The organism is Streptomyces sp. NPDC037421, from assembly GCF_055602105.1.
In genome coordinates this window covers 1-22,204 of the sequence record NZ_JBVJWV010000049.1, presented here as the reverse complement: position 1 = coordinate 22,204, position 22,204 = coordinate 1, and the positions used below count along the sequence as shown (strand labels likewise).

22 protein-coding genes are annotated in these 22,204 nt (G+C 71.1%); 11 read left to right on the top strand and 11 right to left on the bottom strand.

The annotated features are described in order from the left end of the window. Window positions 1-150 precede the first annotated feature (150 nt). Window positions 151-645, top strand: a complete 495-nt coding sequence (locus tag ACZ7IF_RS36570; RefSeq protein ID WP_007263912.1) for a DUF3145 domain-containing protein — start codon at window positions 151-153, stop codon at window positions 643-645. Window positions 646-730: 85 nt separating this feature from the next. Here the strand turns inward: ACZ7IF_RS36570 and fabF are convergent, their stop codons facing one another. The 5 genes from fabF to ACZ7IF_RS36545 all read right to left on the bottom strand — a co-directional run bounded on the left by fabF (window position 731) and on the right by ACZ7IF_RS36545 (window position 5,588). After that, window positions 731-1,996 (bottom strand): beta-ketoacyl-ACP synthase II, encoded by a 1,266-nt coding sequence (gene fabF, locus ACZ7IF_RS36565; RefSeq protein WP_470980907.1) that lies wholly within the window; start codon window positions 1,994-1,996, stop codon window positions 731-733. Between the two features lie 79 nt (window positions 1,997-2,075). Further along, window positions 2,076-2,324 carry an acyl carrier protein gene (locus ACZ7IF_RS36560; protein WP_468171502.1) on the bottom strand — a complete coding sequence of 83 codons (249 nt, stop codon included), beginning with the start codon at window positions 2,322-2,324 and terminating at the stop codon, window positions 2,076-2,078. Window positions 2,325-2,378: 54 nt separating this feature from the next. Further along, on the bottom strand, window positions 2,379-3,383 hold the full coding sequence (locus ACZ7IF_RS36555; protein ID WP_125816521.1) for a ketoacyl-ACP synthase III: 1,005 nt from the start codon (window positions 3,381-3,383) through the stop codon (window positions 2,379-2,381). 19 nt (window positions 3,384-3,402) lie between these two features. After that, window positions 3,403-4,320 carry an ACP S-malonyltransferase gene (locus ACZ7IF_RS36550; protein ID WP_470980903.1) on the bottom strand — a complete coding sequence of 306 codons (918 nt, stop codon included), beginning with the start codon at window positions 4,318-4,320 and terminating at the stop codon, window positions 3,403-3,405. A gap of 89 nt (window positions 4,321-4,409) precedes the next feature. Then, complete coding sequence (locus tag ACZ7IF_RS36545; protein WP_470980950.1) at window positions 4,410-5,588, bottom strand: PucR family transcriptional regulator; 1,179 nt, start codon at window positions 5,586-5,588, stop codon at window positions 4,410-4,412. A gap of 114 nt (window positions 5,589-5,702) precedes the next feature. Here ACZ7IF_RS36545 and ACZ7IF_RS36540 point away from each other — a divergent pair, with 114 nt between their 5' ends. Then, window positions 5,703-6,362 carry a pirin family protein gene (locus tag ACZ7IF_RS36540; RefSeq protein ID WP_470980901.1) on the top strand — a complete coding sequence of 220 codons (660 nt, stop codon included), beginning with the start codon at window positions 5,703-5,705 and terminating at the stop codon, window positions 6,360-6,362. Between the two features lie 2 nt (window positions 6,363-6,364). On the opposite strand, the gene ACZ7IF_RS36535 is transcribed toward ACZ7IF_RS36540, so the two are convergent. Continuing rightward, window positions 6,365-7,183, bottom strand: coding sequence for a serine hydrolase domain-containing protein (locus ACZ7IF_RS36535; RefSeq protein ID WP_470980947.1), 819 nt, complete (start codon window positions 7,181-7,183; stop codon window positions 6,365-6,367). Window positions 7,184-7,237: 54 nt separating this feature from the next. Between ACZ7IF_RS36535 and ACZ7IF_RS36530 the strand changes: the two genes are divergently transcribed. Both ACZ7IF_RS36530 and ACZ7IF_RS36525 read left to right on the top strand, forming a co-directional pair. After that, a complete protein-coding gene (locus ACZ7IF_RS36530; protein WP_470980899.1) occupies window positions 7,238-7,684 on the top strand; it encodes a MerR family transcriptional regulator in 447 nt (148 codons plus the stop codon). After that, a complete protein-coding gene (locus tag ACZ7IF_RS36525; protein ID WP_470980896.1) occupies window positions 7,681-8,703 on the top strand; it encodes an aldo/keto reductase in 1,023 nt (340 codons plus the stop codon). Before ACZ7IF_RS36530 ends, ACZ7IF_RS36525 begins: the two co-directional genes overlap by 4 nt. 96 nt (window positions 8,704-8,799) lie before the next feature. Here the strand turns inward: ACZ7IF_RS36525 and ACZ7IF_RS36520 are convergent, their stop codons facing one another. The 3 genes from ACZ7IF_RS36520 to ACZ7IF_RS36510 form a co-directional block, all read right to left on the bottom strand. Further along, window positions 8,800-9,654, bottom strand: a complete 855-nt coding sequence (locus ACZ7IF_RS36520) for a DUF4429 domain-containing protein (RefSeq protein ID WP_470980893.1) — start codon at window positions 9,652-9,654, stop codon at window positions 8,800-8,802. A 96-nt stretch (window positions 9,655-9,750) separates the two neighbouring features. Continuing rightward, complete coding sequence (locus ACZ7IF_RS36515; RefSeq protein ID WP_470980944.1) at window positions 9,751-10,920, bottom strand: alpha/beta hydrolase; 1,170 nt, start codon at window positions 10,918-10,920, stop codon at window positions 9,751-9,753. Window positions 10,921-11,204: 284 nt separating this feature from the next. Continuing rightward, complete coding sequence (locus ACZ7IF_RS36510) at window positions 11,205-11,867, bottom strand: TetR/AcrR family transcriptional regulator (RefSeq protein WP_470980891.1); 663 nt, start codon at window positions 11,865-11,867, stop codon at window positions 11,205-11,207. 164 nt (window positions 11,868-12,031) lie between these two features. Here ACZ7IF_RS36510 and ACZ7IF_RS36505 point away from each other — a divergent pair, with 164 nt between their 5' ends. Both ACZ7IF_RS36505 and ACZ7IF_RS36500 read left to right on the top strand, forming a co-directional pair. Beyond that, complete coding sequence (locus ACZ7IF_RS36505; protein WP_470980888.1) at window positions 12,032-13,627, top strand: MFS transporter; 1,596 nt, start codon at window positions 12,032-12,034, stop codon at window positions 13,625-13,627. 199 nt (window positions 13,628-13,826) lie between these two features. After that, on the top strand, window positions 13,827-14,207 hold the full coding sequence (locus ACZ7IF_RS36500; RefSeq protein WP_470980885.1) for a peptidase inhibitor family I36 protein: 381 nt from the start codon (window positions 13,827-13,829) through the stop codon (window positions 14,205-14,207). 71 nt (window positions 14,208-14,278) lie between these two features. On the opposite strand, the gene ACZ7IF_RS36495 is transcribed toward ACZ7IF_RS36500, so the two are convergent. Together ACZ7IF_RS36495 and aceE are read right to left on the bottom strand one after the other, a co-directional pair. Then, on the bottom strand, window positions 14,279-15,088 hold the full coding sequence (locus ACZ7IF_RS36495; RefSeq protein WP_470980882.1) for a potassium channel family protein: 810 nt from the start codon (window positions 15,086-15,088) through the stop codon (window positions 14,279-14,281). 130 nt (window positions 15,089-15,218) lie between these two features. Next, entirely contained in the window at window positions 15,219-17,951 is a 2,733-nt protein-coding gene (aceE, locus tag ACZ7IF_RS36490) for a pyruvate dehydrogenase (acetyl-transferring), homodimeric type (protein ID WP_470980880.1), read from the bottom strand. A gap of 438 nt (window positions 17,952-18,389) precedes the next feature. On the opposite strand from aceE, the gene ACZ7IF_RS36485 reads away from it, so the two are divergent. The 5 genes from ACZ7IF_RS36485 (at window position 18,390) to ACZ7IF_RS36465 (ending at window position 22,070) form a co-directional block, all read left to right on the top strand. Then, on the top strand, window positions 18,390-18,815 hold the full coding sequence (locus ACZ7IF_RS36485) for a DUF3052 domain-containing protein (RefSeq protein WP_468171468.1): 426 nt from the start codon (window positions 18,390-18,392) through the stop codon (window positions 18,813-18,815). A 198-nt stretch (window positions 18,816-19,013) separates the two neighbouring features. Then, on the top strand, window positions 19,014-19,472 hold the full coding sequence (locus tag ACZ7IF_RS36480) for a peroxiredoxin (protein ID WP_007263894.1): 459 nt from the start codon (window positions 19,014-19,016) through the stop codon (window positions 19,470-19,472). A 162-nt stretch (window positions 19,473-19,634) separates the two neighbouring features. Further along, window positions 19,635-20,210, top strand: coding sequence for a TerD family protein (locus tag ACZ7IF_RS36475; protein WP_385769365.1), 576 nt, complete (start codon window positions 19,635-19,637; stop codon window positions 20,208-20,210). 125 nt (window positions 20,211-20,335) lie between these two features. After that, a complete protein-coding gene (locus ACZ7IF_RS36470; protein ID WP_362461002.1) occupies window positions 20,336-20,911 on the top strand; it encodes a TerD family protein in 576 nt (191 codons plus the stop codon). A 25-nt stretch (window positions 20,912-20,936) separates the two neighbouring features. Beyond that, window positions 20,937-22,070 carry a DUF475 domain-containing protein gene (locus tag ACZ7IF_RS36465; RefSeq protein ID WP_470980877.1) on the top strand — a complete coding sequence of 378 codons (1,134 nt, stop codon included), beginning with the start codon at window positions 20,937-20,939 and terminating at the stop codon, window positions 22,068-22,070. Window positions 22,071-22,204: the final 134 nt, after the last annotated feature.

Sequence of the window (22,204 nt, the reverse complement as noted above, 5' to 3'; positions counted from 1 at the left end):
GACCCCTGGCGCACGGTAGCTTTTTCCCGTGGCGTTTCGGCCGCAGGTGCCGTAGCGCAATGTCAAATAATTTCCGTTACATTACATCACGTCACATACTGTCCGTTTTCTGGAGTTTATTCCCGACCTCGTCCCATACTGGAGGTCCAGGTGACGACACGTGGAGTTCTGTACGTGCATTCCGCACCGCGTGCGCTCTGCCCGCACGTGGAATGGGCTGTTGCGGGAGTGCTCGGGGTGCGGGTGAACCTCGACTGGATCAGGCAGCCCGCCTCCCCCGGCACCTGGAGAGCCGAGTTCTCCTGGCAGGCCGAGGCGGGCACCGCATCGAAACTCGCCTCCGCCCTGCGCGGCTGGCACCTGCTCCGCTTCGAGGTGACCGCCGAACCCTGCCCCACCGCCGAGGGCGAGCGCTACAGCTCCACCCCGGAGCTGGGCATCTACCACGCCGTCACCGGCATGCACGGGGACATCCTGATCCCCGAGGACCGGCTGCGCGCGGCGCTGGCCCGGTCCGCGCGCGGCGAGACCGACCTGGAGGCGGAGATCGCCAAGCTGCTCGGCAAGCCCTGGGACGACGAACTGGAGCCCTTCCGCTACGCCGGCGAGGGCGCCCCGGTCCGCTGGCTCCACCAGGTGGTCTGAGGGCACCGCCCCGGAACGCGTACGAGGAAGGCCCCCGCCCGGCAGTGCCGGACGGGGGCCTTCCTCGTGTACGGGGTCTCTACGGTCAGACGGTGCGGAACGCCAGGGAGACGTTGTGGCCGCCGAAGCCGAAGGAGTTGTTGATCGCGGAGATCGGGCCGTCGACCGGCAGCTTGCGGGGCTCGCCGCGCACGATGTCCGCGTCGACGTCCTCGTCCAGGTCGTCGATGTTGATCGTCGGCGGGGCGATCCGGTGGTACAGCGCCAGCACGGTGGCGACGGTCTCGATACCGCCAGCGCCGCCCAGCAGGTGACCGGTCATCGACTTGGTCGCGGAGATCGCGATGTGGTCGAGGTCGTCGCCCAGGACCTTGCGCAGGGCCTTCACCTCCGCCGTGTCACCCTGCGGGGTGGACGTGGCGTGCGCGTTGACGTGGACCAGCTCGGAGGGGTCCAGCTGCGTGTTGTCGAGCAGGTTCTGCAGGGCGGCGGCGACACCGCGGCCCGTCGGCTCCGGCTGCGCGATGTGGTGGCTGTCCGCGGACAGGCCCTGGCCCAGCACCTCGCAGTAGACGCGGGCGCCGCGCTTGGCCGCGTGCTCGGCGGACTCCAGCACCACGACACCGGCGCCCTCGCCGAGGACGAAGCCGTCGCGGGCCTTGTCGTACGGGCGGGAAGCCGTGGTCGGGCTCTCGTTGTTCTTGGACATCGCCATCATGTTGGCGAACGCCGCGATCGGCAGCGGGTGGATCGCCGCCTCGGTACCGCCGGCGACGACCACGTCGGCACGGCCGGTACGGATCATCTCGACGGCGTAGCCGATGGCCTCGGCGCCGGAAGCGCACGCGCTGACCGGGGTGTGCACACCGGCGCGGGCGTTGACCTCGAGGCCGACGTTGGCCGAGGGGCCGTTCGGCATGAGCATGGGAACGGTGTGCGGGGAGACCCGGCGCACACCCTTCTCCTTCAGTACGTCGTACTGGTCGAGCAGGGTGGTGACACCGCCGATGCCGGAGGCGATCACGGTGCCCAGACGCTCGGGGACGACGGCCTCGTCCTCGCCGGCCGGGGCGGTGTAACCCGCGTCGGCCCAGGCCTCGCGGGCCGCGATGAGGGCGAACTGTGCCGAGCGGTCGAGCTTGCGGGCCAGCGGGCGGGGGAGTACCTCGCTCGGGTCCACGGCGGCCTGGGCTGCGATACGGACCGGCAGTTCGGCGAAGCGCTCGCCCTCCAGGGGCGAGACGCCGGACCGGCCGGCGAGCAGACCTTCCCAGGTCGAAGCGCTGTCGCCACCCAGCGGAGTGGTTGCGCCGATACCGGTGACGACCACGGTGCGATTGGTCGGGCTCACAGGAATTCTTTCTCCACGTCTAAGGGGGTGCTGAATTGTCACGGCGCCACCGCCGGGTGGCGACAAACGCTCGTCAGGCTCAGGCCTGGTGCTTCAGGATGTAGTCAGCGGCGTCGCCGACCGTCTTGAGGTTCTTGACGTCCTCGTCCGGGATCTTGACGTCGAAGCGCTCTTCGGCGGCGACGACGACCTCGACCATGGACAGCGAGTCGACGTCCAGGTCGTCGGTGAAGGACTTGCCGATCTCGACGTCCTCGACCGGGATGCCCGCGATCTCGTTGACGATCTCCGCGAGACCCTCGACGATTTCGTCCTGCGTGGCGGCCATGTGGCGCTCCTTCTGTAGCTAACTGGTGGATCAGGGCGGGAAGTGATCCCGGCCCTAGGGGAGGGTAACGACCGTCGCGGCGTAGACGAGCCCCGCCCCGAAGCCGATGACGAGCGCGGTGTCGCCGCTCTTCGCCGCTCCGGTCGCCAGGAGCCGCTCCATGGCGAGCGGGATCGAGGCGGCCGACGTGTTGCCGGTGGTTTCCACGTCACGGGCGACCGTGACGTGCTCCGGCAGCTTGAGAGTCTTCACCATCGAGTCGATGATCCGCATGTTGGCCTGGTGCGGAATGAAGACGTCCAGGTCATCCGGGGTGATCCCGGCGGCGTCGAGCGCCTGCTGGGCCACCTTGGCCATCTCGAAGACGGCCCAGCGGAACACCGCCTGGCCCTCCTGCGTGATGGCCGGGAACTTCTCGCCGCCGTCCTTGCCGAGGTACTCGTCCCACGGCACGGTCTGCTTGATGGTCTCGGACTTGTCGCCCTCCGAACCCCACACCGTGGGGCCGATGGCCGGCTCGTCCGAGGGGCCGACGACCACGGCGCCGGCGCCGTCGCCGAACAGGAAGGCCGTCGCGCGGTCCTCCAGGTCGGTCAGGTCCGAGAGCCGCTCGACGCCGATGACGAGCACGTACTCGGCGGAACCTTCCACCACCATGCCCTTGGCGAGCGTCAGGCCGTAGCCGAAGCCGGCACAGCCCGCCGAGATGTCGAACGCGGCCGGCTTGCCCGCGCCGATCCGGTGCGCGATCTCCGTCGCGACGGCCGGGGTCTGCTTGAAGTGCGAGACCGTCGAGACGATCACCGCACCGATCTGCTCGGGGGACACGCCGGCGTCGGCGAGCGCCTTGCCGGAAGCCTCCACCGACATCGCGGCGACCGTCTCCTGGGGCGAGGCCCAGTGCCGGGACGCGATGCCCGAGCGGGAACGGATCCACTCGTCGGAGGAGTCGATCGTTTCGAGGATGACCTCGTTGGGCACCACCCGGGTCGGGCGGTAGCCGCCGACGCCGAGGATGCGGGCGTAGGGGGAGCCCTTGGCCGGCTTGATCTTGGACATGCTGTGTGGGCTCCTTCTCTCAGGCCGTCTGCTCGGCGATGAGCGCCTTGGCCTTGTCGAGATCGTCCGGCGTCTTCAGTGCCACGCTGGGTACGCCCTTGAGCGCGCGCTTGGCCAGACCCGTCAGGGTGCCGCCCGGGGACAGCTCGATGATCCCGGTGACGCCCAGCTCGGCGAACTTCTCCATGCACAGGTCCCAGCGGACCGGGTTCGCGACCTGGCCGACCAGGCGGGCGACGACGTCGGCGCCCGAGGCGACGACGAGGCCGTCCTTGTTCGAAACGTACTTCAGCGCCGGGTCCGCCGGAGCGAGGGCCTCGGCGGCCTTCTCCAGCGTGGCGACCGCGGGGGCCATGTGGTGCGTGTGGAAGGCGCCCGCGACCTTGAGGGTCACGACCTTCATGGAGCCCTCGGGCTTGTCGGCGACCAGGGCCTCGATCTGCTCCGCGGTGCCGGCGGCCACGATCTGGCCCGCGCCGTTGATGTTGGCCGGGGTCAGGCCCAGCTTCTCCAGGTGGGCGACCACCACGTCCTGGTCACCGCCCAGCACCGCGGCCATGCCCGTCTCGGTGACCGCGGCGGCGTCGGCCATGCCCAGACCGCGGGTGCGGACGAAGGACAGCGCGTCGCCCTCGCTCAGCACACCGGCGACGGCGGCCGCGGTGATCTCACCCACGCTGTGGCCCGCGACGGCACCGAAGGCCGTCGGCGAACCGAGCGCGGAAGCGGACAGCAGGCCGGCCGCGACCAGCAGCGGCTGGGCCACCGCCGTGTCGCGGATCTCGTCCGCGTCGGCGTTCGTGCCGTAGTGGACGAGGTCGAGCCCGATGGCGTCGGACCAACCCGCGACGCGTTCGGCGGCGCCGGGGAGTTCGAGCCAGGGAGTCAGGAAGCCGGGCGTCTGAGCGCCTTGGCCGGGAGCGACGAGTACGAGCACCCTCACACTCTCTCTTGTTGATGGTCTCCGCCGCCCGTGGGGACAGGGACGAAGAACCGCCGGGCTAATTGTTGATGTCCGACAAAAGTCTAGGGCTGCTGATCTCCGTCGGCCAGACGCCCGAGGATCAGGGCGATCCGCAGCGTGAACGCCGAGCGGACATCGGACGGCGACCAGCCGGTGACGTCGGTCACACGTCGCAGCCGGTAGCGCACCGTGTTGGGGTGCACGAACAGCATCCGCGCCGCCCCTTCCAGGCTGCTGGCCTGCTCCAGGTAGACACTCAGCGTCTCCAGCAGCGCCGAGCCCGCTTCCTCCAGAGGTCTGTAGATCTCCTCCACCAGCTGCTCCCTGGCCGAGGGATCCGAGGCGATCGCGCGCTCGGGCAGGAGATCGTCCGCCAGCACCGGACGGGGCGCGTCCTGCCAGGCCGTGCAGGCCTTCAGGCCGGCCGCCGCGGCCTGCGCGGACTTCGTGGCGTTCAGCAGGTCGGGGACCACCGGACCCGCCACCACCGGGCCGGCGGCGAACGGCCCGATCAGGGACTTGGCCACCTGCATCGGGTTGTCGCTGCCGCCCGCGATCACCACCAGGCGGTCGCCGAGCACCCCGGTGAGCACCTGGAGCTTGTGGTGGCGGGCCGCGCGGCGGATCGCCTCCACCGTCAGCTCGCTGTCGCCCTCCGGGGCGGTGCCCAGGACCACGCACACGTGATCCGGGGAGTTCCAGCCGAGCGCCGCCGCCCGCGACAGCGCGCCCTCGTCGGCCTCGCCCGACAGCACGGCGTTCACGACCAGGGACTCCAGCCGGGCGTCCCACGCGCCGCGCGCCTCGGCGGCCTGCGCGTAGACCTGGGCGGTCGCGAAGGCGATCTCCCGGGCGTACACCAGCAGCGCCTCGCGCAGGATCGACTCGTCGCCGGGGGCCGCCACCTCGTCGATCGCGGCCTCCATGACCTCGATCGTCGTACGCACCATCTCGACGGTCTGGCGCAGCGTGATCGCCCGGGTCAGCTCGCGCGGAGCCGTCCCGAAGACGTCGGTGGAGATGGCCTGCGGGGTCTCCGGGTGCCGGAACCACTCCGTGAAGGCGGCGATGCCGGCCTGCGCCACCAAGCCGATCCACGACCGGTTCTCCGGTGGCATCGCCCGGTACCAGGGCAGGTTCTCGTCCATCCGCGCGATGGCGTTGGCGGCGAGCCGGCCGGAGGACTTCTCCAGTCGTCGCAGCGTCGCGGTGTGCGGGTGGACCGGATGCGCGGGACGCATCTCGGGGGACTGCTCACGTTCGGGTTGGGGCACGGGACAAGACTGCCTTATCGGCGGCCCGGCTCGGACTCGGGTCCGCGCGGCGGTCCCCGGGCGGCGGCTACGGTGGCCCACATGATCGATGTACGCCGCGCCGCCGACCGGTACGCGGGCGGGGATCCGGACGCCGGGATCACCACCCGCCACGCCTTCTCCTTCGGGTCCTTCTACGACCCCGACAACATCCGGTTCGGTCCGGTGCTGGCCTGCAACGAGGAGGGCCTCGCGCCCGGCGCGGGCTTCGACGAGCACCCGCACAGCCACACCGAGATCGTCACCTGGGTGGTGGAGGGCGAGCTCACCCACCGGGACAGCGCCGGCGGGCACACCGGCACGGTCCGGCCCGGGGACGTCCAGCGGCTCGGCGCCGGATCCGGGGCGCGGCACGTCGAGCGCAACGACGCCGAGGTTCCACTGAGGTTCGTGCAGATGTGGCTCGCGCCGCTGACCGCGGGCGGGGAGCCGGCGTACGAGGTCGTACGGGACCTCGCGGACGGTACCCCGTACGAGGTCCCGGCGGCGGGCGCGGTGCTGCACGTCCGGCGGCCGGGCGCGGGCGAGCGGGTCCCCGTACCGGCGGCCGAGCGGGTCTACCTGCACGTGGTGCGCGGGGACCTGCGGCTCGACGGGCAGGAGCTGGGCCCGGGGGACTCGGCGCGGATCACCGGTGAGAAGGACCTGGAGATCACCGCCGGGTCCCCGGGGGAGCTGCTGATCTGGGAGCTGCCGGCGTAGCGCTAGCGGGCGCGCAGCTCCGCGAGGACCGCGTCGGTGAAGGGGGTCCAGGCCTCCACGGCCCAGGGCCCGAAGGCGCGGTCGGTCAGCGCCACGCAGGCGGCGCGGACGTCGGGGTCCACCCACAGGAAGGTGCCGGACTGGCCGAAGTGGCCGAAGGTGCGCGGGGAGGAGGTCAGGCCCGTCCAGTGCGGGGACTTGCCGTCGCGGATCTCCAGGCCGAGGCCCCAGTCGTTGGGGGACTGGTGCCCGTACCCCGGCAGGACGCCCTTGAGTCCGGGGTGGACGACGGAGGTGGCCTCGGCGACGGTGCGGACGTCGAGCAGCCGGGGCGCCTGGAGCTCGGCGGCGAAGCGCACGAGGTCGGCGACGGTGGAGACGCCGTCCTTGGCGGGGGAGCCCTCCAGGCTGGAGGAGGTCATGCCCAGCGGCTCGAAGACGGCCTGGTGCAGGTACTCCGCGAAGGGGATCCCGGTGGCCTTGGCGAGGTGGTCGCCGAGCACCTCGAAACCGGCGTTGGAGTAGAGCCGGCGCTGCCCGGGCGGGGCCGTCGCGCGGTGCTCGTCGAAGGCCAGGCCGCTGGTGTGGGCGAGGAGGTGACGGACCGTCGACCCCTCGGGTCCGGCCGGCTCGTCCAGTTCGAGCGCCCCCTCCTCGTAGGCGACGAGGACGGCGTACGCGGCGAGCGGCTTGGTGACCGAGGCGAGCGGGAACCGGCGGGCCGTGTCCCCGTGGGAGCCGGCGAGGCTCCCGTCGGCGCGTACGACGGCCGCCGCGGCGGCGGGTACCGGCCAGGTCTCGATGGTCCGCAGGCTGTGCATGGTCTCCATGCGGCCGAGCCTACTTGCTTGGAGTGCACTCCAGGGTTCTAGCGTATGGCCATGAACCTGACGGAGACGCGTTACACGATCAGCGAGGTCGAGGCGCGGACCGGTCTGACCCAGCACACGCTGCGCTGGTACGAGCGGATCGGCCTGATGCCGCACGTGGACCGCTCCCATTCGGGGCAGCGGAGGTTCACGGACAAGGACCTCGGCTGGCTGTCCTTCGTGGGCAAGCTGCGCGCGACGGGGATGTCGGTGGCGGACATGGTCCGCTACGCCGAACTCGTCCGCGAGGGGGAGCACACCGTCGACGAGCGCCGCGAGCTGCTGGAGCGGACGCGCCGCGAGGTGCGGGCGCGGCTCGCGGAGCTGACGGACGCGCTCGGGGTACTCGACTTCAAGATCAACATGTACGCGATGAACACGGTCGGCACGGCCAACACGACGAGCACACAGACGACGAGCGCCGAAACGGTCGCGGGGAAGGCACGGTTATGACGGAGCACGACACCCCCATCGAGCGGGCCGAACTGGGCAAGGGCGGACCGGTCGTCGGCGTCCAGGGCCTCGGCTGCATGGGCATGAGCGAGTTCTACGGGGAGACCGACGAGACGGCCGCCCGCGAGACCCTCGACGCGGCGCTGGCCGCCGGGGTCACCCTCTTCGACACCGCCGACGTCTACGGGCGCGGCGCGAACGAGGAGTTCCTGGCGCCCTTCGTGGCCGCCCACCGGGACGAGATCACCCTCGCCACGAAGTTCGCCATCGAGCGCAACGACGACCCGGTGTACCGGGGCATACGCAACGACCGGGCGTACATCCGCCAGGCGGTCGAGGACAGCCTGCGGCGGCTCGGCGTCGAGGTGATCGACCTGTACTACATGCACCGCCGCGACCCGGAGGTGCCGTTCGCCGAGTCGGTGGGCACCATGGCCGAGCTGGTGCGGGAGGGGAAGGTGCGCCACCTGGGCCTCAGCGAGGTCACCGGGCCCGAGCTGCGAGAGGCGCACGCCGTGCACCCCATCGCGGCGATCCAGTCGGAGTGGTCGCTGTTCAGCCGGGACGTGGAGCGCAGCGCGGTCGGTGCGGCGGCGGAGCTGGGCGTGGCCTTCGTGCCGTACTCCCCGCTCGGGCGGGGCTTCCTGACCGGCGCGTTCGCGGACGCGGCGGCGGAGCTGTCGGCCGACGACTTCCGGCAGTACCAGCCCCGGTACACGGGCGAGAACGCCAAGGCCAACGCGGCCCTGCTGGCCCCGGTCCGGGAGATCGCGGCCGCGCACGGGGCCACGGCGGCGCAGGTCGCGCTGGCCTGGGTGCAGCAGCGGGCGGCGGTGCACGGCCTGACGGTCGTCCCGATCCCCGGCACCCGCAAGCCGAGCCGGCTGCTGGAGAACACCGCCGCGACCCGGATCATCCTGACGGACGCGGAACTGGCCCTGCTGGAGCCGCTCGCCGGGCGGGTGGCCGGCGCCCGCTACCCGGACATGGCCTTCACCTCGGACTCCCGCGAGGTGTAGCGCAGCGGGCCCGGCTCAGGGCCCGGTGTGCTCGGGGCCCCGCGTGCCCAGGGCCCCGCATGCTCGGGGCCCGGTGTGCTCAGGGGCCCGGCGCGCTCAGGCTCCGGCGGCGAAGCGGTCGCGGAGCGTCGCGTACTCGGCGTCCGTCAGCAGGCCCGTGCTGTGCAGCTCGCTCAGGTGGGTCAGCCGGTCGTCGGACGCCCGCGCGCGCGGGACCGCGGCCACCGGAGCCCGCTCGCGCAGCGCGGCGAGCACGGCGGCCGCGAACGGCAGCGACTCGTGCACCGCCCCGTACCCCACCCCGAACACCGCGGCCGCGAGGTCGTGGTCCGGCGGGGCGGGGTCCGCGGCGGCGTCCCGGGGCCGCAGCCGCAGGTACCCGCCGCCCGGGCGGTCGGGGGAGGCCCACTCGACGCCGGACAGCTCGGCCAGCGCGAAACGCTGGTCGCCCGCCCGCCACTTGGCGCTGCTGGCACCCGTACGGGACCAGTGGAAGGTGACCGCGGAGCCGTCGAAGCCCACCCGGGCGTCGTACGCCTTCAGCTGGAGCGGCGGCTGCGGCACCTCGACGAGGAAGCGGTCGGCGGGCTCGGCGGAGCCGGGCCCCAGCCGCTCGCGCACGGCGTCGGCGAAGGCCGCGGCCTGCGCCGCCCGGTCCCCGGGCAGCACCAGCCGGTACGGATCGCAGCCCTCCTTCAGCTGCCCGTCGGCAGCCTCCATCAGCGGATCGGCGCCCGCGCGCGGGACGGCGCGCAGCACCACCGTGTCCCGCCGGCCCATCGCCCCGGCGGCGGCGCTCACGTGCACCCCGGACAACGCTTCCAGGGGGATCCGGCGCTCACCCAGCGCGTGCCAGAGCCGTGGAGTTCGCATCCCCCGTGCGAAGCGGATGAGCACCGAGTCCGAGTCGAACTCCCAGACGGCATGATTTCCGGCCAGTACGTCACCCATGCGGCACATGGTAAAGGGACGCGCCCCCGCGCGTCCCCCTCGTCTTCCGGCCCGATTTTTCTGCTTGCTACGGGTGCGTGGCGGGGGATGCCCCCGTCAGTCACCGTCCGTGGCGGAAATTCCGAGCCGGCAGTCGTCGCTCCCGTTCGCGCAAGCGACGGAACCGAAGGCGCCGGTTCCGATCTTGGCGAAGTTGTCCAGCGAGGCCGTGCCTCGCTCGAAATAACCGGTGTGGCTCCTGGCCCCCTCCGAGGACAGCAGCCGAGAGCCGAAGTCCGCGGACACCGGGTCCGCGCCGTGGCCCACCCCGCCGACCTCCATGTGCGGTACGCCGGAGATCCAGTCGCCCTCGTCGCGCATCGCCCAGACCCGGGCCGAGGTGTTCAGTCCGGCGACGTTCTCGGTGCGCATGCCGGGGCTGCCCGCGACCACCAGGTCGGTCACCCGCTCGGGCAGCCGGTGCGCGGCCACGCCGCACACCACCGACCCGTAGCTGTGGCAGAACAGGGCCACGCTCGCGTCCCCGGGCAGGGCCGCGGCCAGGGACTCCAGCCGTGCGGCGCCCTGGACGGCGAGCCTGCCGGTGGCGGCGTCCACACCGACCCCGGTGGGGGCGGTGTAGCCGGCCCAGGCGATGACGGCGGTACGGCCGGCCGGCGCGGTCGAGAGCTCGGCCTCGTACAGGGAGCGGGCCATGCCGGCGGGGGCGGTGAGACGGCGCTGGGAGCGCTCGAAGGTGAGCGCGTCGGTGTCGACGCCGGGGACGACCACCGAGACCCGGCGGGCCGCCGCGAGGTCGCCGAAGACCTCGGCCACGAGGCCGTTGCCGGTGGGGTCGAAGACGAGGATCTGCCGGCCGGGCTCGGCGAGGGACTCGAAGCGGTGCGCGCGCCGGACGGCGGTGCCGCGGTCGGCGGGGGTCAGGGCGACGTCCCGGCCCCGGGACTCCTCCAGCCGCGCGGCCTGCGCGAGGGAGCGGCGGTTGGCCCGGTAGCGGAGCTCGGCGGGGACCCCGTCGAGGTTGCCGACCACGAGCGGGTAGCCGTCGGCGAGGTGGTTGCGCTGGGCGCCGTCGAGGTCGGCGAAGAAGCGGGCGACCGTCCGTACGGGGGCGTCGGCGGGCGGTACGGCCCGGCCGTCGATCCGGGCCGAGGCCCACGCGGTGAGCTCGGCGGCCCGCGCCTGGATCCCGGCGTCGGGGCGGTGCACGGCGGTCCAGCCGGTCGTCGCCAGCATCAGGAACACGACGCCGAGCGCGAGCAGCATGCGCAGGGCGGCGGGGCGCTCGGGGGCGTCCGGGGTGGTGGGGGCGGGGCGGCCGGGCAGGTTCACTGGAGCCAGACTAGGAGACCGGTGGAGGCTGCGGCGCGCCGGGTGACCGGGCTCACGGCCGGTCGTGGGACGCATCTCCCCGCCGATCACGCTCTGTTGCCGTTCCGGGCGGGTCCGCGGAGGCGCGGTGAGCGTGCCCGGAGCCGCTCCCGGGCCGCGCCTTTCGGACCGGGCCGGACCGGGACGGATCGGCCTGGACCAGGCCGGATCAGGCCGGATCAGCCCGCCGAGGGCGCCCGGCGCCAGTCCGCCGCCAGGGCCGGGCCGATCTGGTCGAGGTAGGCCTCGGTCATCCGCCGGATCGCGGCCACGCTGGTGTCCTCGCCCTGCCCCCAGAGGCGGCCCGTGACGCGCATCACGCCGCAGAAAGCCGCCACCGCCACCCGGGGCCGCGGGTCGGCGTCCAGGTCGAGCCCCTCGCGGGCGGCGATCAGCCGGGCGATCTCCTCCTCCAGCTCGGTGGAGCGCCGCAGGTGTACGGCGAGCAGGGCCGGGGTGGACTCGATCAGCTGGTAGCCCCGCATGTAGAGGTCCACGGGCACCACGTCGGAGATGGCCTCGCCGACGGTGTCCCAGGCGGCGAGCACCGCGTTGCGCATGGCCTCCAGCGGGGCCTCGGAGGCCGGCCGGGCCCGCAGGGCGGCGAGGAAGTGGGACTCGACCACGTCCTGTACGGCGAACGCGACCTCCTCCTTGTTGGCGAAGTAGCGGAAGAAGGTGCGCTGCGAGACCTCGACGGTGTCGGTGATCTCGTCGACCGTGGTCCGCTCGTAGCCCTGCGAGATGAACAGGAGCAGGGCGGCGCGCAGCAGCGCGTCCCGGGTGCGGCGCTTCTTGCGCTCGCGCAGTCCGGCCGCCGGCGCGGGCCGCTCGTCGGTCATCGCCGCGGGGTCCTCTCTGATCCTGGGTCGCACGTGCCCGGTCCCTGGACCGCACGTTTCGATCTGACGCTGAGTAAGCGGTCAGGGTACCTGTGACGGACCTGACAGCCGCTGTCGCGTTAAGCCGTTTGTGAAGTGTCAGTGACTGTCACTAGCCTGTTCGTATGACTAGTCAGATCACGCTCGCCAAGGAAACGGGCCCGGATCCGGCGCGCGCCGGTCTGCGCGGCCACCCCTGGCTCACGCTGTTCGCGGTGGCCGTCGGCGTCATGATGGTCACCCTCGACGGCACGATCGTCGCCGTCGCCAACCCCGCCATCCAGAAGGACCTCGGCGCCAGCCTCGCCGAGGTGCAGTGGATCACCAACGGCTACCTGCTGGCCCTCGCGGTCTCCCTGATCACCGCCGGCAAGCTCGGCGACCGCTTCGGGCACCGCCAGACCTTCCTCATGGGCATCGCCGGCTTCGCGCTCTCCTCGGCGGCGATCGGCCTGTCCACCGGCGTCGGGCTCGTCATCGGCTTCCGCGTCGCCCAGGGCCTGTTCGGCGCCCTGCTGATGCCGGCCGCCCTCGGCCTGCTGCGCGCCACCTTCCCCGCCGAGAAGCTCAACATGGCCATCGGCATCTGGGGCATGGTCATCGGCGCCTCCACCGCCGCCGGCCCCATCGTCGGCGGCCTGCTCGTCGAGCACGTCAGCTGGCAGTCCGTCTTCTTCGTCAACGTGCCGGTCGGTGTGATCGCACTGCTCCTCGGCCTGGTCATCCTGCTCGACCACCGCGCCGAGAACGCCCCGCGCTCCTTCGACCTGCCGGGCATCGTGCTCCTGTCGGCCGCGATGTTCTCCCTGATCTGGGCTCTGATCAAGGCCGCCGAGTGGGGCTGGGGAGACACGAAGACCCTGCTCTTCCTCGGTGCTTCGCTGCTGTGCTTCGTGCTTTTCGCCGTCTGGGAGACCAAGGTCCCCGAGCCGCTGATCCCGCTCGGCATGTTCCGCTCGCTGCCGCTGTCCGCCGGCACCGTGCTGATGGTGCTGATGGCGTTCGCCTTCATGGGCGGCCTGTTCTTCGTCACCTTCTACCTGCAGAACGTGCACGGCATGAGCCCGGTCGACAGCGGCCTGCACCTGCTGCCCCTCACCGGCATGATGATCGTCGGCTCGCCGCTGGCCGGGGCCGCCATCACCAAGGCCGGCCCGCGGATCCCGCTCGTCGCCGGCATGGTCGCCACCGCCGCAGCCTGCTTCGGCATGGCCCGGCTCACCCCCGGCACCGGCACGCTCACCATGTCGCTCTGGTTCGCCCTCCTCGGCCTCGGCCTCGCGCCCGTCATGGTCGGCGCCACCGAGGTCATCGTCGGCAACGCCCCGCTGGAGCTGTCCGGTGTGGCGGGCGGCCTCCAGCAGGCCGCCATGCAGGTCGGCGGCAGCCTCGGCACCGCCGTCCTCGGAGCGGTCATGGCGGCCGAGGTCAGTGACACGTTCGGGGACAACTGGCAGGGCGCCGGCCTTCCCCCGCTCGCCCCCGAACAGCTCGAACTCGCGGAGAAGGGCGTCCAGGTCGGCATCGCCCCCGTCCCGCCCGGGGCGCCCGAGCCGGTCGCCCAGGCCATCGCCGGCGTGGCGCACGACACCTTCGTGTCCGGCATGAGCACGGCCTTCACCTGCGCCGGAGTCGTCGCCGTCCTCGCGGCGATCGTGGCCTGCTTCACCAAGCGCGGGCGGAACGCCGAGGCCGGAGCGGGTGGCGCGGCCCACATCTGAGCAGCCCGCCGACGCGTTACGGGTACGTCAACCCCGCGCCCGCCACAGCCCCGCCGGACGGTTCCGGCGGGGCTGTCGCCTATCCGGGTGGACCCGCCCGCAGCCCCTTCCGCACAGCCGTCACCGCAGGTCAGCGTGGTGTCGACGGAGCGCCGGAAACGGTCCGGAGCCCGTCCGTCAAGGAGGAGTTGACCCCGTCATGCGTACGTGGAGCACCGCACGCACCACCATCCTCGCCGCCGCCCTGCTGGCCGCCGCCACCCTCGTACCCGCCGCCGCGACCGGCGCCCACGCGGCCGGCCCGCCCTGCGCCACCGGGCAGCTGTGCCTGTGGGCGAAACCGGAGTTCAAGGGCGCCAAGCAGGTCTACGACCTGAGCACCCTCGACATCAACAGCTGCACCGCCCTGCCCGCCGGCCCCGCCTACCAGTCGCTGATCAACCGGACCGGGCGCCCGGTGACCACGTACCAGTCGGCCGAGTGCGCGGAGACCGGCGAGTTCCAGACCTACCCCGGCGACGGGACCTGGCTGCCGCAGTCCGCCTTCCAGATCAGGGCGTTCAAGATCTGGGAGCGCTAGGGGCTGTCCGGCCCTGATCCGCCGGACACCCCCCAAGGCCGTCGATTTCGGATCTCGCCGGGCGGCGCGGTTCAGGCAGGATCCGGAAGGGACGGCCTGGCCCCCGCCTGCGCCTCGGAGGAGGTGGCGGCGGCCTGGGCGGGCATCGCGCCCTGGCCGCCGCCGCCGAGCAGCGCGACCTCGGCGCGCAGCGCCCGTACCTCCGCCTGGAGATCCCGGATGGCCGCCAGCTGGAGCCGCTCCACCTGGTCGTCCCGTTCGAAGCGGGCGATGAACCAGGCGGCGATGTTGGCGGTCACCACACCCAGCAGGGCGATCCCCGACAGCATCAGCCCGACCGCCAGCACCCGGCCCAGACCGGTGGTGGGGGAGTGGTCCCCGTACCCGACCGTGGTCATCGTGGTGAAGGACCACCACACCGCGTCACCCAGGTTCTTGATGTTCCCGTCGGGGGCGTCCCGCTCCACGCTCAGCACCGCGAGCGACCCGAACATCAGCAGCCCCACCACGGCCCCCGCCACATAGGTGGTCAGCCGGATCTGCGGAGCCATCCGCGCCCGCCGCCCCACCAGCATCAAGGTGGCCACCAGCCGCAGCAGCCGAAGCGGCTGCACCAGCGGCAGCACCACCGCTGCCAGGTCCAGCCAGTGCGTCCGCACGAAGTGCCGCCGGTCCCGCGTCAGGCCCAGCCGCACGAGGTAGTCGAGAGCGAAGGCGCCCCACACCACCCACTCCGCGTGCGCGCACGCCCGGTGCACGGACGGGTCCGCGTCCGGCGCGACGATCGGCACGGTGTACGCGACGGCGAAGGCCACCGCGAGGACGAGCAGCGGGGTCTGGCTCCGCCGCTCCCACAGCAGCTGGCGGGAGGTTTCCTTCATGCGGAGCATCGTAGGGAACGGGTGGAAGACGGGCGTCCGGCGGATCCGGTACCACCCGGCCGGGGTGCGGTACGAGTGAGCCCCGCCCGGCATCCGGACGGGGCTCACACAGGCGGGCTCGCCGCAGGCGTCAGGCGTCGCCGCCGGCGGCGCCCGGGTCCGCCGCCGCCACGTCCAGCAGCCGGTACCGGTCCACGGCCTGCTTCAGCACCGAGCGGTCCACCTTGCCCTCACGGGCCAGCTCGGTGAGCACCGCCAGGACCACCGACTGCGCGTCGATGTGGAAGAAGCGCCGCGCCGCGCCGCGCGTGTCCGCGAAGCCGAAGCCGTCCGCGCCCAGCGAGGTGTACGTACCCGGCACCCACCGCGAGATCTGGTCCGGCACCGCGCACATCCAGTCCGAGACCGCCACGAACGGCCCCTCCGCGCCCGACAGCTTCCGCGTCACGTACGGGACGCGCTGCTCCTCCTCCGGGTGGAGCAGGTTGTGCTCCTCCACCTCGACGGCCTCGCGGCGCAGCTCGTTCCAGGAGGTCGCAGACCAGACGTCCGCCCGGACGTTCCACTCGGCGGCCAGGATCCGCTGGGCCTCCAGGGCCCACGGCACCGCCACGCCCGAGGCCATGATCTGCGCCCCGACGGCGCCCGAGGTGCCCTGCGAGACCCGGTGGATGCCCTTGAGGATGCCGTCCACGTCGACGCCCGCGGGCTCGGCCGGGTGCTGGATCGGCTCGTTGTAGACCGTCAGGTAGTAGAAGACGTCCTCGGCGTCCGGCCCGTACATCCGCCGCAGGCCGTCCTTGACGATGTGCGCGATCTCGTAGCCGTAGGCCGGGTCGTACGCGACGCAGCCCGGGTTCGTCGACGCCAGCAGCAGGGAGTGACCGTCGGCGTGCTGGAGGCCCTCACCCGTCAGGGTGGTCCGGCCGGCGGTCGCGCCCAGGACGAAACCGCGCGCCAGCTGGTCGGCCATCTGCCAGAACTGGTCACCGGTGCGCTGGAAACCGAACATCGAGTAGAAGACGTAGACCGGGATCAGCGGCTCGCCGTGCGTCGCGTACGCCGAACCCGCGGCGATCAGCGAGGCCGTGCAGCCCGCCTCCGAGATGCCGTCGTGCAGCATCTGGCCGGTCGGGGACTCCTTGTACGCGAGCAGCAGGTCGCGGTCGACCGCCTCGTACTGCTGCCCCAGCGGGTTGTAGATCTTGGCGCTCGGGAAGAACGCGTCCATGCCGAAGGTGCGGTACTCGTCGGGCGCGATCAGCACGAAGCGCTTGCCGATCTCCTTGTCCCGCATCAGGTCCTTCAGGATGCGGACGAAGGCCATCGTGGTGGCGATCGACTGCTGCCCCGAACCCTTCTTGGCCGCCGCGTACGCCTTCTCGTCCGGAAGCTGCAGCGGCTTGGCCCGCACCACGCGCGTCGGCACGTAGCCGCCCAGCGCGCTGCGCTGGTCGTGCATGTACTGGATCTCGGGCGAGTTGCGGCCCGGGTGGTAGTACGGGGGCGCGCCGCTCTCCAGCTGCGCGTCGGTGACCGGGATGTGCAGGCGGTCGCGGAAGCGCTTGAGGTCGTCGACCGTCAGCTTCTTCATCTGGTGCGTGGCGTTGCGGCCCTCGAAGTTCGGGCCGAGCGTCCAGCCCTTCACCGTCTGCGCCAGGATCACCGTCGGCTGGCCCTTGTGGGCCTTGGCCGCCGCGTACGCGGCGTAGACCTTCTTGTGGTCGTGGCCGCCGCGGCCCAGGTGCTGGATCTGCTGGTCGGTCATGTTCTCGACCATCGCGCGCAGCCGCTGGTCGCCGCCGAAGAAGTGCTCGCGGATGTACGCGCCCGACTCGGTGGCGTACGTCTGGAACTGCCCGTCGGGGGTGGAGTTCATCTTGTTGACCAGGATGCCGTCGCGGTCCTGCGCCAGCAGCGGGTCCCAGGAGCGGTCCCAGATCAGCTTGATGACGTTCCAGCCGGCGCCGCGGAACTGCGACTCCAGCTCCTGGATGATCTTTCCGTTGCCGCGGACCGGGCCGTCGAGGCGCTGGAGGTTGCAGTTCACGACGAAGGTCAGGTTGTCCAGGCCCTCGCGCGCCGCCAGCGACAGCTGGCCGAGCGACTCCGGCTCGTCCATCTCGCCGTCGCCGAGATACGCCCAGACGTGGGACTTGGAGGTGTCCGCGATCCCGCGCGCCTCCATGTACCGGTTCATCCGGGCCTGGTAGATCGCCCCGAGCGGGCCGAGGCCCATCGAGACGGTCGGGAACTCCCAGAAGTCCGGCATGAGCCGCGGGTGCGGGTAGCTGGACAGGCCGTACGGGGCCTTCGACTTCTCCTGCCGGAACGCGTCGAGCTGCTGCTCGGACAGCCGGTCCAGGAGGTAGGCGCGGGCGTAGATGCCGGGGGAGGCGTGGCCCTGGAAGAAGATCTGGTCGCCGCCGTCGCCCTCGTCCTTGCCCCGGAAGAAGTGGTTGAAGCCCACGTCGTAGAGGGAGGCGGAGGAGGCGAACGTGGCGATGTGGCCGCCGACGCCGATCCCCGGACGCTGGGCGCGGGAGACCATGACCGCGGCGTTCCAGCGGGTGGCGTTCAGGACCTTGCGCTCGATCTCCTCGTTTCCGGGGAAGAACGGCTCGTCCTTGGTGGCGATGGTGTTGACGTAGTCCGTGCTGCGCATCTCCGGCACGGCCACGCGCTTCTCGCGGGCCCGCTCGATCAGCCGCAGCATCAGGTAGCGGGCGCGCTCGCGGCCCCGCTCGTCGACGGCGGCGTCAAGGGAGTCGAGCCACTCCTTCGTCTCCTCCGGATCGAAGTCCGGGACCTGGCTCGGAAGACCGCCAATGATGATCGGGTTGCGATCGGATGCGGAAGCCACGCTGTTCCTTCGCTGTCGGGGGAGTCGTGCCCTGGGTCGCCGCCTCCCATGGTCTTACGCCCGGCCGAAATCTTCACCTCTACCACTGGGTAACACCTGGAGCGGCGAAGGAGCGGGCCGGTGTGCCGTGGCCGGTGCCGGGCCGAATCGCAACCATACGCCCAAGTCGATCAGCGGGTTCGTAAGGACGTTCGTCCCTCAAACAGGTAGGAAAGTCCTCATGCGACGCCGAATGAGCTGGAATGGTGTGGGATGAATCACCGGTGGTCCACCGGGGAAGCCTGAAAGTTGCGGCGAGACGGCCGTAATCGTCACCGTTTCGACGGTCTCGGCGGCCGGGTACTTGCGCGATCCGCCGCGCCCGTGTGGACTACGCCCAATGCTGCGCGTACGCGCGCCGCCGAAAGACATTCACCGAACATGAGCAGGAGGCACCCCGTGAGCGCGACCGCGGACCACGCGGAGAGCCTGGCCGCCCGGCTGGGTTTCCAGTCCGAACAGGTGGTCCAGGAGATCGGCTACGACGAGGACGTCGATCAGGAATTCCGTGACGCCGTCGAGAGCCTCGTCAGCGAGCTCGCCGACGAGGACTACGACGACGTCGCCGACGCGGTGCTGTTGTGGTTCCGCGACGAGGACGGCGATCTGACGGACGCCCTGGTCGACGCGACCGAGCTGGTCGAGGACGGCGCACTGATCCTGCTGCTGACCCCCAAGACGGGCCGTGACGGCTACGTCGAGGCCAGCGACATCAGCGAGGCCGCCGAGACGGCCGGCCTTTCGCTCGCCAAGGGCGGGCCCGTCGGCAAGGAGTGGACCTCCACCAAGCTGGTGACGCCGAAGGCCGCCAAGGCCAAGCGCTGATCTGCGCCCCGCAGCCAAGCGGAAAGCACACCCCGCCGACCGGGACATCCCGGTCGGCGGGGTGTGCGCGTTCCGGGGCCGGTGCGGGGCGAGGGCTTCCGGCGCGCCGGTCCGGTCCGGTCGGCGGGGGCGGGCCGTAGGCTGGGTCTCACCCGAACGGCCCCGTGCGGGGACGCAGGAAACGAAGGGATGCGAGAGATGGCGATCGAGGTCGGACACAAGGCCCCGGACTTCGAGCTCAAGGACAACCACGGTGCCACCGTGCGGCTCTCCGACTTCCGCGGCGAGAAGGCCGTGGTGCTGCTCTTCTACCCCTTCGCCTTCACCGGCGTCTGCACGGGCGAGCTGTGCGAGCTGCGCGACCAGCTGCCCCGCTTCCAGAACGACGACGTACAGCTGCTGGCCGTCTCCAACGACTCGGTCCCGACCCTGCGCGTCTTCGCGGAGCAGGAGGGCCTGGAGTACCCGCTGCTGTCCGACTTCTGGCCGCACGGCGAGACCTCCCGCGCCTACGGCGTCTTCGACGAGGACAAGGGCTGCGCGGTCCGCGGCACCTTCGTCATCGACAAGGACGGCATCGTGCGCTGGACCGTCGTCAACGGCCTGCCCGACGCGCGTGACCTGAACGAGTACATCAAGGCCCTCGACAGCCTCTGACGGCTCCCGCCCGGTTCCGGACCCGGCCCCGGCCCCGGAACCCGTCGGCGGCTTCCGCACGAAAACCGCCTGTGGGCGGGAACCCGTCACTAGGATCGAACCGTTGATCCGGTAGCAACGCACGACGGGGCCCCGCCCCATACGAATACCAATGGAGGACCCGTGGGAGTCAGCCTCAGCAAGGGCGGCAACGTCTCGCTGACCAAGGCCGCGCCTAACCTGACGGCGGTCATCGTCGGTCTGGGCTGGGACGCTCGCACCACCACCGGTGTCGACTTCGACCTCGACGCCAGCGCGATCCTGACCAACGACCAGGGCAAGGTGGCCAACGACTCGAACTTCGTGTTCTTCAACAACCTGAAGAGCCCGGACGGGTCGGTCGAGCACACCGGTGACAACACCACCGGTGAGGGCGAGGGTGACGACGAGGCCATCAAGGTCAACCTCGCCGGCGTCCCGGGCGATGTCGCCAAGATCGTCTTCCCCGTTTCGATCTACGAGGCCGAGAGCCGCCAGCAGAGCTTCGGCCAGGTCCGCAACGCCTACATCCGCGTCGTGAACCAGGCCGACAACACCGAGCTCGCCCGCTACGACCTCTCCGAGGACGCCTCGACCGAGACCGCCATGGTCTTCGGCGAGCTGTACCGCAACGGCGCCGAGTGGAAGTTCCGCGCCATCGGCCAGGGCTACGCCTCGGGCCTGCGCGGCATCGCGCAGGACTTCGGCGTCAACGTCTGAGCCGAATCCGAGAGCAGTTCGTCCGTCCGGCGCCGTGCACCCCTGTGTACGGCGCCGGACCGGCTTTGCCACCATGAGCGGGTGGCTCGGCCATCACCACCACGTCGTCCGGGGAGGACCACATCATGGGCGTCACACTCGCCAAGGGGGGCAACGTCTCCCTGTCCAAGGCCGCACCGAACCTCACCCGGGTTCTGATCGGTCTCGGATGGGACGCACGCTCGACCACGGGGGCGGACTTCGACCTCGACGCCAGCGCACTGCTGTGCAACAGCGGCCGGGTGCTGGGGGACGAGTACTTCGTCTTCTACAACAACCTCAAGAGCCCCGAGGGCTCCGTCGAACACACCGGGGACAACCTCACCGGCGAGGGTGAAGGCGACGACGAGTCGATCATCATCGACCTCACGAAGGTCCCCGCCCAGGTCGACAAGATCGTCTTCCCGGTCTCGATCCACGAGGCGGACTCCCGCAGGCAGAGCTTCGGCCAGGTGAGCAACGCCTTCATCCGCGTGGTGAACATGGCCGACGACCAGGAACTCGCCCGCTACGACCTGACCGAGGACGCCTCCAGCGAGACCGCGATGATCTTCGGCGAGGTCTACCGGTACGGCGGCGAATGGAAGTTCCGTGCGGTAGGGCAGGGGTACGCGTCGGGGCTGCGGGGCATCGCTCTAGACTTCGGGGTCAACGTTTCGTAAAGCCGTACAAGACGATGGGGTGCCAGTGGTTCTCAAAACCTTCGGCTGGTCGTTCGCAGTCACTGCGCTCGGTCTGGTCGCAGCGGTGTTCTACGGGGGGTGGACCGCTTTTGGGATCGTGGCGATCCTGTCGATCCTCGAAATCTCGCTGTCCTTCGACAACGCGGTGGTCAACGCCGGAATCCTGAAGAAGATGAACGCCTTCTGGCAGAAGATCTTCCTCACGGTCGGCGTCCTGATCGCCGTGTTCGGCATGCGCCTGGTCTTCCCAGTCGTCATCGTGGCGATCAGCGCCAAGATCGGGCCCATCGAGGCCGTCGATCTGGCGATGACCGACAAGGACATGTACAAGCAGCTGGTGACGGACGCCCACCCGTCCATCGCAGCCTTCGGTGGCATGTTCCTGCTGATGATCTTCCTCGACTTCATCTTCGAGGACCGCGACATCAAGTGGCTCGCCTGGCTGGAGCGCCCGCTCGCCAAGCTCGGCAAGATCGACATGCTGTCGGCGTGCATCGCGCTGATCGTCCTGGTCATCACCTCGATGACCTTCGCCGCCAACGCCCACCAGCACGGCGGCACCCACGTGGACAAGGCGCAGACCGTCCTGGTCTCCGGTGTCCTCGGCCTGATCACCTACATGATCGTCGGTGGTCTCTCCGGCTACTTCGAGAACAAGCTCGAAGAGGAGGAAGAGGCCGAGCACGAGGCGGAGGAAGCGGCCAAGAAGAGCGGCAAGCCCGTCTCGGCCGTCGCCATGGCCGGCAAGGCCGCGTTCTTCATGTTCCTCTACCTGGAGGTCCTCGACGCCTCCTTCTCCTTCGACGGCGTCATCGGCGCCTTCGCCATCACCAACGACATCGTGCTCATGGCCCTCGGCCTCGGCATCGGTGCCATGTACGTCCGGTCGCTCACGGTCTACCTGGTCCGCCAGGGCACCCTCGACGACTACGTCTACCTGGAGCACGGCGCGCACTACGCGATCGGCGCCCTCGCCGTGATCCTGCTCGTCACCATCCAGTACGAGATCCACGAGGTCATCACCGGCCTCGTCGGCGTCCTGCTCATCGCCTGGTCCTTCTGGTCCTCCGTGCGCCGCAACAAGCGGCTGGAGGCGGAGGGCGGCGACAGCCCCGCGGAGGTCGGTGCCGGGGTGTGACCCGGCGCTGATTGCGGAACGCTTCCAGTAACGACGGGGGGGGGGGGGGGGGGGGGGGGGGGGGGGGGGGGGGGGGGGGGGGGGGGAGGGGGGGGCGGGGGGGCGTGCACGGAGGGAGTGGGGTGTGGGGGCGG